Origin of the sequence: Mesorhizobium sp. M0166, assembly GCF_040322255.1 — a bacterium.
Lineage (GTDB): Bacteria > Pseudomonadota > Alphaproteobacteria > Rhizobiales > Rhizobiaceae > Mesorhizobium.
Genome location: NZ_JAMYTD010000017.1, coordinates 32,018 through 47,535 on the forward strand (window position 1 = coordinate 32,018; position 15,518 = coordinate 47,535).

General features: G+C 63.2%; 11 protein-coding genes. 6 read left to right on the forward strand and 5 right to left on the reverse strand.

Annotated elements, in window-relative coordinates:
- Positions 1-122: 122 nt before the first annotated feature.
- Positions 123-6,704: an apolipoprotein A-IV repeat region-like domain-containing protein gene (locus tag NKJ46_RS19150; protein ID WP_352666487.1), complete on the reverse strand. Its 6,582-nt coding sequence runs from the start codon at positions 6,702-6,704 to the stop codon at positions 123-125.
- A 284-nt stretch (positions 6,705-6,988) separates the two neighbouring features.
- Between NKJ46_RS19150 and NKJ46_RS19155 the strand changes: the two genes are divergently transcribed.
- The 3 genes from NKJ46_RS19155 (at position 6,989) to NKJ46_RS19165 (ending at position 8,886) form a co-directional block, all read left to right on the forward strand.
- Positions 6,989-7,357 carry an Hpt domain-containing protein gene (locus tag NKJ46_RS19155; RefSeq protein ID WP_292660938.1) on the forward strand — a complete coding sequence of 123 codons (369 nt, stop codon included), beginning with the start codon at positions 6,989-6,991 and terminating at the stop codon, positions 7,355-7,357.
- Positions 7,358-7,454: 97 nt separating this feature from the next.
- Positions 7,455-7,775: a 2Fe-2S iron-sulfur cluster-binding protein gene (locus tag NKJ46_RS19160; RefSeq protein WP_023674833.1), complete on the forward strand. Its 321-nt coding sequence runs from the start codon at positions 7,455-7,457 to the stop codon at positions 7,773-7,775.
- 82 nt (positions 7,776-7,857) lie between these two features.
- Positions 7,858-8,886: an NAD(P)/FAD-dependent oxidoreductase gene (locus NKJ46_RS19165; protein WP_352666488.1), complete on the forward strand. Its 1,029-nt coding sequence runs from the start codon at positions 7,858-7,860 to the stop codon at positions 8,884-8,886.
- A gap of 27 nt (positions 8,887-8,913) precedes the next feature.
- Here NKJ46_RS19165 and NKJ46_RS19170 read toward each other — a convergent pair whose 3' ends face one another.
- Together NKJ46_RS19170 and NKJ46_RS19175 are read right to left on the reverse strand one after the other, a co-directional pair.
- A complete protein-coding gene (locus NKJ46_RS19170; protein WP_352666489.1) occupies positions 8,914-10,395 on the reverse strand; it encodes an MDR family MFS transporter in 1,482 nt (493 codons plus the stop codon).
- Between the two features lie 201 nt (positions 10,396-10,596).
- On the reverse strand, positions 10,597-11,214 hold the full coding sequence (locus NKJ46_RS19175) for a DUF922 domain-containing Zn-dependent protease (RefSeq protein WP_352666491.1): 618 nt from the start codon (positions 11,212-11,214) through the stop codon (positions 10,597-10,599).
- 96 nt (positions 11,215-11,310) lie between these two features.
- On the opposite strand from NKJ46_RS19175, the gene folP reads away from it, so the two are divergent.
- From folP to folK, 3 genes are read left to right on the forward strand one after another with little or no spacing between them, the layout of a single operon-like run.
- The gene (folP, locus tag NKJ46_RS19180) at positions 11,311-12,156 is read left to right on the forward strand and encodes a dihydropteroate synthase (protein WP_352666492.1); all 846 of its coding nucleotides are present in this window, start codon (positions 11,311-11,313) and stop codon (positions 12,154-12,156) included.
- Between the two features lie 3 nt (positions 12,157-12,159).
- Positions 12,160-12,519, forward strand: a complete 360-nt coding sequence (folB, locus tag NKJ46_RS19185) for a dihydroneopterin aldolase (RefSeq protein WP_023674838.1) — start codon at positions 12,160-12,162, stop codon at positions 12,517-12,519.
- A complete protein-coding gene (gene folK, locus NKJ46_RS19190; RefSeq protein WP_352666494.1) occupies positions 12,503-13,027 on the forward strand; it encodes a 2-amino-4-hydroxy-6-hydroxymethyldihydropteridine diphosphokinase in 525 nt (174 codons plus the stop codon). Before folB ends, folK begins: the two co-directional genes overlap by 17 nt.
- 24 nt (positions 13,028-13,051) lie before the next feature.
- On the opposite strand, the gene NKJ46_RS19195 is transcribed toward folK, so the two are convergent.
- A complete protein-coding gene (locus NKJ46_RS19195) occupies positions 13,052-13,603 on the reverse strand; it encodes a DUF924 family protein (RefSeq protein WP_502903419.1) in 552 nt (183 codons plus the stop codon).
- 17 nt (positions 13,604-13,620) lie between these two features.
- Positions 13,621-15,456 (reverse strand): monovalent cation:proton antiporter-2 (CPA2) family protein, encoded by a 1,836-nt coding sequence (locus tag NKJ46_RS19200; RefSeq protein WP_352666612.1) that lies wholly within the window; start codon positions 15,454-15,456, stop codon positions 13,621-13,623.
- Between the last annotated feature and the right edge of the window lie 62 nt (positions 15,457-15,518).

The window sequence follows — 15,518 nt, forward strand, 5'->3', positions numbered from 1 at the left end:
GGCCTCAACTCCTGCGCGTAAACATCCGACCAGATCAGATGATTTGCGCAGTGGGACAATCTTTTCAATATCGGGTCTAAACTGAAAGGGCAGAACGCCCTTCCAGTTTTCCTGTCGCCCGCTTAGTGCAGGCGGCCGCTGGCGTGGGCCAGCATGGTGTAGACCTTGCCGGTATCCGAAGTCAGGTAGGTCTGTGCCATGATGTTGTCGCGGTCGTTGCGCGACACGTCCTTGAGCAGCTTTTCGAAATCGTCGCAGTAACGATCGACAGCAGCGCGGAACTCCGCCTCCGACTGATACTTGCGGCGGATCTCGTCGAACGTCTGCTGGCCCTTCAGCGTGTAAAGACGGCGCGTGAAGACGTCGCGCTCGCCGCGCCGGTAGCGGTTCCACAGCTCGATCGAGGCATCGTGATCGATGGCGCGGGCGATATCGACAGAGAGTGAGTTCAGCGATTCCACGACATGAAGCGGCGAACGCGCAGCGGGAGCCGGGCGCGGCGCTTCGGCAGCCGCCGCCGGTTTGGCGTCGTCTTCGCGCGATGCACCGGTCAGGAGGTCGCGCACCCAGCCGCCCTGCGGCGTACGGCCGTTGGGGTCGCGCTGGCGCGGCGCTTGGTCCGCGGGACGTTCGAGGTCGAGCGTGCCGCGTAGCGCCGTCTCGCCCAAAGGCGCCTGCGGCGGACGGCGCTGTTCGGGAGCCGGAGCCGGGCGACGTGGCGGTTCAGCAGCGCGTGCGGCAGGCGCTTGCGGCGCCGGACGCAGGTTGCGCTGTTCCGAGCTGTCGGTGCTGCGGCCAGATTTGGCAACGATTTCAGAAAGTTCCTTCAGCGCGTTGATCTGCTCGGAAACGGCACGGCGGATAGCCGTGGTTGATTCCTTTGCCTCTTCCGGCATCTCGATGACGCCTTTCTTAAGCTCGGCTCGGGTGAGGTCGAGCTCGCTCTTGATCGAGCCGGCGGTGCGCCGCATCTCCTCGGTCGCATCGGCAAAGCGCTTGGTGGCCGAATCGACCACTTCGGAAATCGCGGTACGGATCTTGTCGGCGGACTCCAGCGTCTTGCCTTCGGCGTTCTGCAGCGTCTGGCCGACCAGATTCTCGAACGAGCGCATGACCCTTTCGAGATCTTCCGACTTCTTGACAAGGCCGACGGCGAGGTCCTCCAGCGACGATTGCCTTTCGAGCGTGTGCTCGAGATTGCTCTGGGCCGAGCTCAACAGGTCCGAGGCACTGGAAAGCAACCGGCTGTGCTCGTCGAACTTGGTCGCGATTGAAGCAACCTCGCGCAAGGTCGACGACGACAGCTCGGTGAGCCGCGTCGTGTTCGAATCGACCAGACGCGCCGAACTGGCGAAGGTCTGCGCGGTCTTTTCCGTGGTCGCCGCGAAGCTTTGCGTGCTGCCGGTCAGGCGTTCGTCGACCTGGCCGAGATTGGTCGCCGCCTGCTCGATCAACTGACCGAGCTGCGAGCTGGAGGTGGTCATGCGGCCGATGAGGTCGGCAACGCTGTCGGCAAGCGTCGAGCGCGCACCTTCGACGGCCGACAGAGTTTCGGCCGTACGGCTGGCGAGGGCGTCGACGAGGGCAGCGTTTTGAGTGCGCAGCTTCTCGGTCGCACGTTCGGTGACCTCTTCCATGCTCTTTTGCAGCTCGGAGCCGCCCTGGGCGAAGCGCTCGACCAGAGGCCGTGCCGTCTCGTCCAGGATTTTCGATATTTCGGCCGAACGTGCCGCAAGCATCGTACTGAGCTCGCGAGTATTGGCACCGATGGTCTTTGCAGCGTCGTTGGTGCTCTGGCCGATATGCTGGCCGACCGCGGTGAAAGTTTCGGCGATCGTGTTGGCACGCGAGACCAGCTGCGCCTCGGCATTCGAAACCTGTTCGTTGAGCTTTTGGCCCATTGTCTCGGCGGAGTAGGCGAGGCGGTTCTCGACGCTGGCGACCTGCTCCTCGACGCGGGCGGCTGTAACAGCAGCACTCGATGCCAGGCGTTCGTCGGCACCGGCAAGCACCTGCTCGATCTCACGGGCATGGACGGCGAGTTCCTGGCCAGTCTGCCTGGCGCGTTCGGCAACCCGCTGCTCGGTGCTGGTGAAGGCGCCGACAATGGTGTCGGCATGTTCGCCGATGGCGGTGCTGCTGTCGGCGATACGGGACACCAGGCGATGATCCGCCTCCTCGAAGATGCGGCCGATCTCGGACGCGCGGGCCGAAAGTGCTTCGGACCCTTCTGCAATGCGCGAGATAAGTTGCTGGTCGGCGGCATCGAAAATGCGACCGAGGTCCGACGCGCGTGCCGCGAGAGCTTCGGCGGATTCGCCGATGCGCACGCCCAGCCGCTCGTCGGCTGTTTCGAAATTGCGCAGGATGTCGCCGGCACGTGCAGCCAGCGACTGGGCCGTTTCGATGGCGCGAGAGACCAGCCTATGGTCCGCCGCGTCGAAGGTGCCGGCAATCTCACTTGCTCTGGCTGCCAGCTGATCGGCCGTCTCCTGGGCACGCGCAAGCAAGGTGTTCGACGTGTCGTCGACGCGGGCAATCAGTGCGCTCGACGTATCCTCGGCGCGCGCGGCGAGGCGACGATCCGCCTCTTCAAAGGTGCGGGCGATGTCCTCCGCCCTGGCGAGCAGGGCCGCCGAGGTCTGCTCGGCGCGCTCGGCGATCTTGCGGTCGGCATCGCTGAATGCCGCGCCCGCCTGCTCATGCAGTGCGCTGGTGACTTCCATGACCTTTTCGCGCAGCGCCCCGGCGACGAAGACCGCGCTTCTTTCGAGCACACTGCGAACGTTGTCGACACCCGTCGACAGCGCCCGCTCCATGGTGCTGGCGCGCTCCTCGATGACGCCTGTCTGCCGGCTGAACACCTGCTCGATCTTTTCTACGTCGGCAGCGATTGCATCGGAGATGTCGGTGCTCCTGGCGGCGATCTGGTCGATATGGCCGGACAGCGAACGGTCGACATCCTTGCGCGTTTCGGCGAGCCTGGAGAGATCGTCCTGCAATGCGCGGGTCAGCATGTCGCGGCCCTCGCTCAGCTTGCCGACATGACCGGCGACGATCTCGTCGACCTCGCTGCGGCTCACTGCAAGCCTTTCCAGGTCGGCTTCCAACGCGCGCCTGAGGATGTCGCGGCCTTCCGCCAGTTTCTCGACCTGGCCGGCGACCAGCCCATCGATGCTCGAGCGGCTTTCGGCCAGCTTGGCGAGATCGTCCTCGAGCGCCTTCGACAGGGTCGAGCGGTCCTGGACGAGCTTCTCTGCGTGGGTTGCGACAAGGCTGTTGACGTTACCGAGATCGGCTTCCAGCGCACGCGAAAACTGCGCGCGATTATCAGTCAATAGCTGCGATTGGTCGGCGATGGCGCCCCTGATCGTGTTGAGATCCGCCTCCAAGGCGCGCTTGAGGATGTCGCGGCCTTCGGCCAGTTTCTCGACCTGGCCGGAAACCAGTCCGTCGATGCTCGAGCGGCTTTCGGCCAGCTTGGCAAGGTCGTCTTCCAGCGCCTTGGTCAAGGTTGAGCGATCTTCCGCCAGTTTCTCGGACTGGCCCGCAATAACATCCTTGATGGTCTTGAGATCGGCCTCCAAAGCGCGCTTGAGAATGTCGCGGCCTTCGGCCAGTTTCTCAACTTGGCCGGAAACCAGTCCGTCGATGCTCGAGCGGCTTTCGGCCAGCTTGGCAAGATCGTCTTCCAGCGCGCGCTTCAGGATGTCGCGACCCTCGGCCAGCTTCTCGACCTGGCCGGAGACCAGCCCGTCGATGCTCGACCGGCTCTCTGCCAGCCTGGCGAGATCGTCCTCGAGCGCCTTCGACAGGGCCGAACGGTCCTCGGCGAGCTTGTTCATATGATCGGAGACGACGCCCCGCACGGCCTCGAGATCGGTCTCCAGTGCCCGCGACAGCTGACCGCGATCCTCCGCCAGCTTCTCGGATTGACTGGCGATGACACTCTTGACGGTGCTCAGATCGGCTTCGAGCGCGCGCTTGAGGATGTCGCGGCCTTCTGCCAGCTTTTCGACCTGGCCGGCAACCATCACATCGATGCTCGAGCGGCTTTCGGCCAATTTGGCGAGATCGTCTTCGAGCGCCTTCGAAAGGGTCGAACGGTCCTCTGTGAGCTTGTTCATGTGATCGGAGACAACGCCCCGCACAGTCTCCAGGTCGCTCTCCAGTGCCCGTGACAGCTGGCCACGGTCTTCCGCCAGCTTTTCGGACTGGCTGGCGATGACGCCCTTGACCGCGTTCAGGTCCGATTCAAGCGCGCGCTTGAGGATGTCGCGGCCTTCGGCCAGCTTCTCGACCTGGCCGGCAACCAGCCCATCGATGCTCGACCGGCTTTCCGCCAACTTGGCAAGATCGTCTTCAAGCGTCTTCGAGAGCAGGCTGCGGTCATCGGCGAGCCTGCCAGAATGATCGGCGATCAGGCTCCTGATGTCGGACAGGTCGTTATCGAGCGACTGGGAAAGGCCGCTGCGGTCTTGCGCCAATTTGGCCGAATGCGCCTCGATGAGGCCATTGATGCCGGCGATGTCGGCTTCCAGCGCACTGGCGAGTATGGCGCGGCCCTCGGCGATCTTTTCGACTTGACCGGCGACTAGGCCGTCGATGCTGGCGCGACTCTCTGCCAGCTTGCCGAGGTCGGCCTCGAGCGCGCGCGAAAGGATGCTGCGGCCTTCGGCGAGCTTGCCGACGTGCCCGGCAACCATTTCATCAATTATCGTACGAGCTTGCACGAGTTTTCCAGAGTCTTCGTTCAAGGCCTGGGCAAGCCTGTTGCGACCCTCTTCAAGGCTTTCGAGATGGCTGCCCAGCGAAGCGTCGATCGCTGCGCGCGATTCGTTGACCTTGCGCAGATCCTCCTCAAGGGCACGCGAGATAAGGCTGCGGCCTTCGGCAAGCTTCTGCACCTGGTTGGCCACCGCTGCGTCGATTTCGGCGCGACCCTCGGCGAACTTCGCCAGATCGGCCTGCATTGCCGCCGCCATCCGGTCGCGGCTTTCGGAAAGCTTGTGGCTGTGGTTTTCGACGGCTTCCTCGATGCCGGCGCGAGCCTCGGCAAGCCGCTGGATGTCCGTATCGAACGAACGCGATACGACATGGCGCGCCGCCTCCATGCGCCCGGCGAAATCGCCGGCGCGGGCCTCAAGCATCGTCGAGGTCGATGAAATGATGTCGGCCATGTCGGCGCCGATCTGGGTCTTGCCCTGATCGATCATTGCCGACAGCGTCTCCTTGCTATCCTGGAAGGTGTGGGCGATTTCGCGCGCGCGCTCGACCAGCGTCTCGTTGATCTGGCGTGCGCGAGCCTCCAGCGCGGCGTTGAGCTTCTGCGTACCGGTGTCGAGCGCCTCGGCGCGGGTCTGGAATTCGCTGATCAGCGCCTGGCCACGTTCGGCAAGCGTCCGCTCGATGCCGTTGAGGCTGGCTTCGAATTCGGAATTAAGTGTGCGGGCAGCACCGCCGAGCAGCGACACCATGCCGCTCGTGCGGTCGTCGAGCAGGTCGGTCAGCGACCGCGTCAGGCCATCGGTGGTGTCCGTCAGCTTGGCGATGCGGGTGTCGAGCAGGCTGGCGAAGGCCTCGCCCGACGTCGACAGCCGATCGGTGATCGATTCGAGCCGGCCTTCCACCGAATCGAAGATCGACATCGAGCTTCCGTTGATCCTGTCGATCAGCGTGTCGCCGGATTCATTGATCGTCATCGACAGCTTGGTCGAGGCGTTGAGAATGCTGTCGCGAATGATATCGCTGGCGGCGTTGATCTCGTCTTTCAGCGTCTCGTGGGCGCCGGTGATCGAGGCGCGCACGCGCTCGGCATGGGTGACGACCGCTTCGCGCTCACTGCCCAGCCCGTCGACCAGCGAGCGGATGCGGGACTCGTTCTCCGAATAGGAGCGCTCGATCTGGTTCACCTCGCTGTGAACCAGCGTTTCGAGCTCGACGGCACGCGCAAGCGTGCGTTCGATGCCTTCGCCCATGGCCGCCACCTCGCGGCGAACCGCTTGGCCGATCATCATGACGCGATCTTGGGCAAGATTTTCCGGCTCGGCCAGACGGAAGGCCACCTCGGTCATCGACTGCGCGGCAAGGCGCATCTCCTGAGCGCGGCGAATCATCACTGCGAATGCCCAGAACAGGATGACGGGCACGATTGCCGCGACCGCCAGGCCGATCAGTTCGGGACGGGCGAAAAACTGATCGAAGGTGCGGATGTTCCAGATGCCAGGTCCGAACAACAGGTTCGCAAGGCCGCCGGCGCCGGCGATCCAGGCCAGCGAAACGAAAGCCACGACCCAATAGATCGTGTTCGAGGCGCGCCGATTGAGGGTGTGCAGGAGCGTCTTATAGTCTTTTTGACGATCGTCGTTGGCCGGCGAGAAAGCTGCCGGCTGCGAGCCATTGCGCGTTGCGACAGGACGCAACTCAGCCGGCTTGGCCTTTGGCGCGGAATTTGCGTTCTGGCTTTGATTGGCGGCTGGTGCCGCGTTCTGGGGCTGGTCCGGGGCAGGCGGTTCGTTCTGGCTGCGACCTTCGCGCGCCAGCTCGTCGGCGGCTTGCGATATTTGCGCTTCCAGATCTTCCATGGATGCCGCCATGTCGAAGTCGCCGCCGGCATCGCCGCTCAGATCGATATCAAGTGCCTTTTCGAGTTCCCTGGCTACGTCGCTGTCGAGCGTTCTTGTCGTCGTTGGTTTCTTCGCCATGCCTTCGCTACCCTGTACAAGCTGCGGCGGGACTTATGGTTCTGCTTATTGATTCTGCCTAGCGTGTCCCGCGCAGGAGGCTGAAAATGGACCTGTCGTATCGTAATGACACAGCCGGGTAAAGAAAACATGCATTCCGGCCGATACGTAAAACTTTAAATATAAGGTTAACACAGCCGTGATTCCGGCGCCGTTATCGCGACATTTTTCCGGGCCAATCATTAACCCGTTGTCCACTGGATACGCCTATTTTTGCGGCGGTCGAAGAGCGGAGTCTCAAAGTGATACGTGGCGAAAACGGCATTGCCTTCTCGATGCCCGGCGGCGACGTGTCGGGAACGGCCGGGGCGCGGCCGATCGACCTGGCGCATCTTGCGCGCCAGACGATGGGCGATCGGAGCCTCGAGCAGGAGGTGCTGGCTCTGTTCGTGCAGCAGGCGTTGTCGGTGCGCGACAAGATCGTCGATGCGGATGTTAGACAGCGGCTGCTATTGGCACACGGGCTCAAAGGCTCGGCGCGCGGGGTCGGCGCCTTTGCCATTGCCGATTGCGCCAGCGCGATCGAATGCCGGCCAGAAGACGCCAGCACGCTGAAGCGGCTTGGCTCGCTGATCGAAGAAGTGCGGGATTTCGTCGCCGCCATCAGCCGATAGGACTTATCTCCAAAACGCCACGCAGCGGCGCTTTCGCGCCGCAGTTGACTTGTCCGGCAGAGTGATTATGTCGGCTCAGACTCCCTTCAGGTGACAAATGACCAAGCTGACCTTCATCGCCCATGACGGCACGCATTTTGACGTGGATGCCGAAAACGGCTCGACCGTCATGGAAAATGCGATCCGCAATGCGGTGCCGGGAATAGAAGCGGAATGCGGCGGCGCCTGCGCCTGCGCGACCTGCCATGTTTATGTCGACGAAGCCTGGACGGCGGAGGTCGGCGAGCCGGAAGCCATGGAAGAGGACATGCTGGATTTCGCCTACGAGGTCCAGCCGAACTCACGGCTGTCATGTCAGATCAAGGTGCGCGACGCCCTCGACGGGCTGGTCGTGCGCGTGCCGGCCCGCCAGGGCTGATGCCGATTTTTGCCGCTGCCGCTTGGCAGCGGGCCAATGGTCATGCAGTGTCGCGCCGTTTTCCCATAAAGGCGCATGCTTCATGACTGCTATCACCAAGACGGACGTACTCATTGTCGGGGCAGGGCCAGTCGGCCTGTTTGCGGTATTCGAGCTCGGCCTCTTCGACATGAAGTGCCATCTGATCGACATACTCGACCGGCCCGGCGGGCAGTGCGCCGAACTCTACCCGGAAAAGCCGATCTACGACATTCCGGGCTGGCCCTCGATCTCGGCGCAAGGTCTGGTCGACAAGCTGCTTGAGCAGATCGCGCCGTTCAAGCCCGAATTCACCTATAACCGCATGGTTTCGAGCCTGGAAAGACTGGAGGACGGCAGCTTCCGCGTCACTTCCGACGAAAACGAGGTGTTCGAAGCCAAAATTGTTGTGATCGCCGCTGGCGGCGGCTCTTTCCAGCCGAAGCGGCCGCCGATTCCGGGCATCGAACCCTATGAAGGCAAGAGCGTGTTCTACTCGGTGCGCCGGATGGAGGACTTTCGCGGCCATGACCTCGTCATCGTCGGCGGCGGCGATTCGGCGCTCGACTGGACGCTGAATCTGCAGCCGGTGGCCAAGAGCGTGACGCTGGTGCACCGGCGGCCCGAATTCCGTGCAGCGCCCGACAGCGTCAACAAGATGTATGCCATGCAGGAGATGAAGCAGCTGGAATTCCAGGTCGGACAGGTGACCGGCCTGACCGGCGCCGACGGCCATCTCGCCTCCGCCATCATCAAAGGGCCGGAGGGCGATATCGAAGTGCCGTGTACGCGGATGCTGCCGTTTTTCGGCCTGACGATGAAGCTCGGCCCAATCGCCGAATGGGGCCTCAATCTCCACGAGAACCTGATCCCGGTCGACACCGAAAAATTCCAGACGTCGGTGCCCGGCATCTTCGCCGTCGGCGACATCAACTGGTATCCCGGCAAGCTGAAGCTGATCCTGTCGGGTTTCCATGAGGTCGCCTTGATGGCGCAAGCAGCCAAGCGCATCGTCAGCCCCGGCGAGCGCATTGTATTCCAGTATACGACCTCGTCGACCAGTCTGCACAAGAAGCTCGGCGTGCTCGACTGAACCTCGCTATACGCTCGTCGGGCCGGTCTACTCCGCCAGGGCTGGGGCCACAGCCTCGGCATGGCCGCGAAGCGTTTTTTCCGGCATCAGCCAGAGCGTGATGAACGACAACAGCAAGGTCGCGGCCGCGGCAAGAAAGATCATCACGAACGGCATGGCCGAGGCGATATGGCCGGCCGGCTGCGTGCCTTCGCTGGCCAGCGGCAGCCCATAACCAAGGGCGACGGCACCGAGCATAGCGACGCCAAGCGCGCTGCCCAGCGAGCGCAGGAACGTGAGCACGCCGGTCGCCACGCCAAGGTGCATACGATCGACGGCGTTCTGGACCGAGACAGTGGCAACCGGAAAGGTCGTGCCTGTGCCCAGCCCTATGCAGGTCGTCAACACCTCGACAAGCAATAGCGAGGCATGCCCGGCGACCAGGCTGAGCACGCCGAGGCACAGGATCGAGAAAACAGTTCCGATCATGGCGATGCGCTTATAGTGGAAAAAGCGCGGGATCATTCGCGCGCTGAATGTCGCACCGGCCACCGTGCCGAGCATCAGCCCAAGCAATGCGGTGCCCGATTCGCTGACCGACAGGCCGACGACCGATTGCAGGTAGACCGGCAGATAGACCGACAAGCCGACATTGGCGGCCTGCAGCAGGAACATCGACAGCGTGCCGGCGAGAACGATCGGATTGCCGAGCACTTCGAGCGAGATCAGCGGTTCGGCCGCGCGCATCAGCCGCAGCGCGAACGCGCTCCAGAACACCGCCGAGCAGGCGAGCAGTCCAAGGATTTCAGGCGACAGCCACCGATACTCGCTGCCGCCCCAGTTCAAGGCAAGCAGCAGCAGCGAGGTGGCCGCGACCAGAAGCAGCGCGCCGAGGCCGTCGATGCGGTGATGTTTTGCGGCGATCGGCAGCTTCTTGAGCGGGTTGTTGATGATCGCCATCGCTAGCAGGCCGAGCGGAATGTTGATCCAGAAGATCAGCGACCAATGCAGATGTTCGGCGAAGGTGCCGCCGAGCAGCGGCCCGGCGATGCTGGCGACAGCCCAGGTGCCTGAGATCCAGGCGGCGTAGCGAGCTCGCTCGCGCGGCGGCACGAGGTCGCCGATCACGGTCTGCGTCAGGGCGAAAAGACCGCCGCCACCGGCGCCCTGGATCGCCCGGCCGACAACCAGGACCAGCATGTTGGGCGCCGTGGCGCTAACCAGCGACCCGGCGAGAAAGATCAGGATTGCAGCATAGACGGTCGGCCGGCGACCATAAATGTCGGAGATCTTGCCGTAGAGCGGCGCCACGGCGGTCGCGGTCAGCAGATAGCCGGTCACGATCCATGGCAGATATTCGGCATGCCCGAGCAGACGTGCCATCGTCGGCATCGCCGGCGCAACGATGGTCTGGTCGAGCGCCGCCAGCAGCATCGACAAAAGCACGCCGCCGATGATGGCGTTTTTCTCGGTTTCGGTCAGCGGCGCGCTGGTTTCCACCATCGCTTGCTTGTCGACAGCCTGGTCCATATCTGTTCATCCATTATGCCTGCGTGCACTTCCGCGACGGGCTGGGAAGCATCCAGTACGCCGATTGGCGTTTGCCGGAGGCTGATCCCTGCGAACCTGGCATATGTCGTTCGCTATAGGCCGATTTCGACAGCGGCTCGAAAGTTTTCCGAAGCTGGCACTATGTTTCGGCAAAATTGGCTTTGTCCAACGACGCGGAGTTCAGCCGGGTGCGAGCCGGCCGTTCTCAACGCGCTCGATGCGATAGTGCAGAAGCCGCAGGATGCGGCTTTGGAAATTGACGCTTTCCACACGATCGAAGCGCATCTGGTCCTGGTCGTGCTTGGCGAGCATGGCCGCCGTGATTTTCGCGGCCTTGGCTTTGGCCAGTTCGCAGGTGTTTTCCGGGTAGCTCGCCTTCAAGGCGTCTTCGAGTTCGCGGCCATGGTTCTTGGCAATCTCGACGTGGCGTTCCTCATGGCGCTTGATGTCGGCGGACAACGTATCCCAGAACAGCCTGACGCCGGCATCGGCTTTGCGCGGGCGGCGCCACTGCGGAAGGATCACCTTGACCTTGACGGTGACGACAGCGTCGGCAATCCAGCACGAGCCCGGCTTCTGCGCATAGCTGACGCGGGTGGTGAACGCCATTTGGGTAGCGCCTGGATGCCGCGACCCGGTGCTTTTCACCTGAGGCCCGAGTTTCGACAGCTGGGTCTCGATGTCGTCGAGCGTCCTGCCGCCGATCGGGAAATAGCTATATGTCTTGACGAGAGTTGCAGCGCCGGCCGGGAATGCGGTCAGAGCGAGCATCAGGGCGCAGAGGAGGGATCGTTTCATCGTGTTGCCTCTTTGCCCACCTTGCTTTACCGCCGTCTCCGGCGCAACGGAATTGATCCCCGGCCACGCCGCGGGATCGAACATGGTTGATGGGCAATGATGACAGGGCGATGGCAGTTGGCGCACGGACGCCATCTCGACCTTGGCGGCAAGGCCGTGGTCGTCGGCATCCTCAACATCACGCCTGACAGTTTTTCCGACGGCGGCCTGTTCGATGTGCCGGAAAAAGCGGTGGCCCAGGCGCGCCGCATGGTGGAGGAGGGCGCCTCCGTCATCGACATCGGCGGAGAATCGACACGTCCCGGGGCGTCTGCGGTCTCCGCAAAGGAAGAGCAGGCCCGCATATTGCCGGTCATCGAGGCGCTTGCGACGTCTGGCGGAACGCTGATCTCGGTAGATACCTACCGCGAGGACACGGCCCGGCTTGCCGTCCAAGCCGGCGCGCATATCGTCAATGACGTCTGGGGCCTGCAGCGCGAACCGGGCATTGCCCGCGTCGCGGCGGAAACCGGCGCCGGGCTTGTCATCATGCACACGGGACGGGACCGGCAGAAACTGCCCGACGTGATTGCCGATCAGCTCTTCTTCCTCAGGAAGTCGCTGGAAATCGGGCGGCGGAGCGGTGTTGCCGACGACCATATCGTGCTCGATCCAGGCTTCGGCTTCGCCAAGGAGACGGCAGCGGAAAACCTTGACCTGATGGCACGGTTTTCCGAGCTTCGTGCGCTAGGTTTTCCACTGATGGCCGGCACATCGCGAAAGCGCTTTATCGGCACCGTCACCGGCCGCGACGCAGCCGCAAGGGGCGCCGGAACCGCGGCCACCAGCGTCATCCTGAGGCTCAAAGGCGCGCATCTCTTTCGCGTCCACGATGTCGCAATCAACGTGGATGCGTTGGCCATCGCCGATGCTATGCTGGCACGTGAGATCGGGGAAAGCTGAGCCATGTATGTCATCCGCATGAAAAACTGCGCCTTCTTTGCCCGGCACGGTGTGCTGGACGAAGAAGAGACGCTCGGCCAGCGCTTTTATGTCGATGCGGCACTCACGGTGGATCCCGGGCGAGCGCTGGTCGAGGATTCCATCGAGGACACCGTCAATTACGGCATCGCTTTTGCGGTCATCGAGAAGATCATTACCGGCGAGCGGCGCTTTCTGATCGAAGCGCTGGCGCTCGAAGTGGCGAGGGCGCTGACGGCTCGGTTTCCGCAGATCAAAAAGGCCGAGATCACGGTGCGCAAGCCGAACGCTCCGGTGCCGGGTGTGCTCGATCATGTCGAGGTGACCGTTGTCTGGCCAGAATAGCAATAGCAGTAACACTGTCTATCTCAGCCTCGGCGGTAATCTCGGTGATCCGGCGAAGTCGATGGCTGCGGCACTGGGCATTCTGGATGCCGACGAGAGCACGCGCGTCGTTGCCGTTTCGTCGCTCTACCGGACGCCGCCCTGGGGCAAGCTCGATCAGCCGGATTTCCTCAACGCGGCGGCCGAAATCTCGACCGCGCTCGCGCCGCGGGCTTTGCTCGACCTTTGCCTCGACGCCGAGCGAAAACTGAAGCGGGTGCGCGAGGAGCGCTGGGGTCCACGCCTGATCGATATCGACATTCTGGTGTTCGGCGACCGCATCATCCACGAGACCGGACTGGAGGTGCCGCATCCGCGCATGCTGGAGCGCGCCTTCGTGCTGGCACCGCTGGCAGAAATTGCGCCGGAGCTTGTGGTCGACGGCAAGAGCGTGTCGGAGCGGCTGGCCGCCGTCGACACATCGGGCATTGAACGGCTGCCGTCGGGCCGGGATTGGTGGAAGGCTTAACGCTGCCGCCATCGATGCCCGAAGTCAGCCAGAAAACCCACCTCCGTCGAGGAACATTTGTTCGTCCGGTGTCGTCTCGCGGCCAAGCATCCTGTTTCGATGCGGAAAGCGGCCGAAGCGCTGGATGATGTCGCGATGCTCGATCGCATATTTCAGATAGGTCGGGGCTTTGGCGGCGGTAAGCTCCACCGATTTGAGCTGATCGGCGAGGTCCTCCGAATGCTCATAGGGCAGATAGAGAAAAACGCGGAGCTCTTCGTCGAGCGCCAGGTCATGGCCGGCAGCGATCGCCTTCCCGGCGAAATGCCGCGCCAGCGGGTCCGTGGCGTACATGTGGCCGGTGCCGCGAAAGCAGTTTCGCGGAAACTGGTCGAGCAGGATCATCAGTGCGAGCGACCCTTCCGCGTGTTCGGACCAGCCGTCGCATTCGCGGCGGGCGGCGGCAAAATGCAGATCGAGAAACCGGGTGCGGAAGTCGGCATCAAAGGCGTCGTTCTTCTCGAACCACGCGTCCTCCCCTGCGTCGCGCCAGAATCCGCTGACGGAGAGAGCGCGCTCGTCCAGTTCGTTCATCATTCGCGTCTTTCCAGGGTTTAATCGGCCGGCTCGGATTTCTGCAGCACGCCGGCGGTCTCTTCGTTGAGCGCCTGGCCCGCCTGCCGTGGCGTGCTGAGCGGCGTCGGGATGGGCGTGCCGATATTGCCTTTGAGGAAGCGCCGTCCGGCGCGGATGCCTTCGGCCTGTTGAAGTTCGAAACGGGCAGCGTCGCGGCGGCGGACGTCCTCGACTACCTCGGCGACCTCTTCCGGGTCGACGCCGAGAGCTTCCAGTGTCGAGCCGCCGAAGACAAGCGCCGATTCGAACGTCTCGCGGAGCTGATAGTCGACGCCGGCACGAATGAGCTGCAACGCCGTGCCGCGGTCGAAGGCCCGCGCCAGCACTGTCAGCAAGGGAAACTCCGCCTTGATCAGTTCCGCGATGCGCACGGCGGCATCGGGCTTGTCGACGCAGATCAGCACGGCGCGTGCGCGCCCGGCTCCCGCGGCACGCAGGATGTCAAGCCGCGTGCCATCGCCATAATAGACCTTGAAGCCGAAATCGGCTGCCGCCTGGATCATCTCGACCTCATTATCGATGATCGACACATCAATCCCGCGCAACAAAAGCGGCTGGCTTGCGATCTGGCCGAACCGGCCAAAGCCGATGATCAGCACGCTGCCGGTCAGGCCTTCGGCGACATCGACGCCTTCAAGCGACTGCTCGTCACGCGGTGTCAAATACCGCAGGGCTATGATTGCCAACGGCGTCAGCACCATGGAAATGATGACGATGGCGGTCAGCATCGCATTGGCCTGGCTGTCGATGATCCCGACCGCTGCCGCAGCGGAATAGAGGACGAAGGCGAATTCGCCGCCTTGCGCCATGAAGACCGCGCGCTCGAGCCCTTCCCGGTGGCCGGTTTTGAGGACGCGGGCGACGATATAGATGCCGATCGCTTTCATCACCATGTAGGCGACGACATAGATGGCAATGAGCTGCCAGTTGACGACGACCACATGCAGGTCAAGCGACATGCCGACGGCTAGGAAGAACAGCCCGAGCAGAATGCCGCGGAACGGTTCGATGTCGGCCTCCAGCTGGTGGCGGAAGGTCGATTCCGACAAAAGCACGCCGGCCAGGAAGGCGCCCATCGCCATCGACAGGCCGGAAAGCTGCATGGCGAGCGCTGACCCGAGAACGACCAGAAGGGCGGCAGCGGTCATCACCTCACGGGCGCGCGCATCCGCCAGGATACGAAAGAACGGATTGAGCAGATAGCGCCCGGCAAGCACCAGCCCGACGATCGCGGCGAGGCCGATGCCGACCTCCGTCAACCGATCCGACAGGCTCATATCGGCGCCGCCCGGCGCGAGGAAAGCGATCAGCGCCAGCAATGGCACGATGGCCAGGTCTTCCAAGAGCAGGATCGAGACGATGCGCTGGCCCTTGGGCGTGGCCAGTTCGCCGCGTTCTTCCAGCAATTGCATGACGATTGCCGTCGAGGTGAGCACGAAACCGGCGCCGGCGACGAAGGATTGCGCGATAGGAAAACCTCCCGCCAGCCCGACGCCGGTCAGCAGGACCGCGCAGACGCCGACCTGCAGCGCGCCAAGCCCGAAAATCTCGCGGCGCATGCCCCATAGCCGTGACGGCTGCATCTCCAGCCCGATGATGAACAGGAACATGACGACGCCGAGTTCGGCGACATGAAGGATGGCTTCCGATTCGGAAAAGATGCGCAGTCCGAACGGGCCGATCACGACGCCGGCCGTCAAATAGCCAAGGATGGAGCCAAGTCCGATGCGCCTGAAGATGGGTACCGCAACGACGCCGGCGGCAAGCAGCGCCACCACCTGGATCAGATCGCTGTTCGATGCCTCTGCCGCCATGCCTGCCATTCCGCTCTCTTGCAACAAGCGGCCAAGATAGGGGCTTCGGGGCGGATCGAACA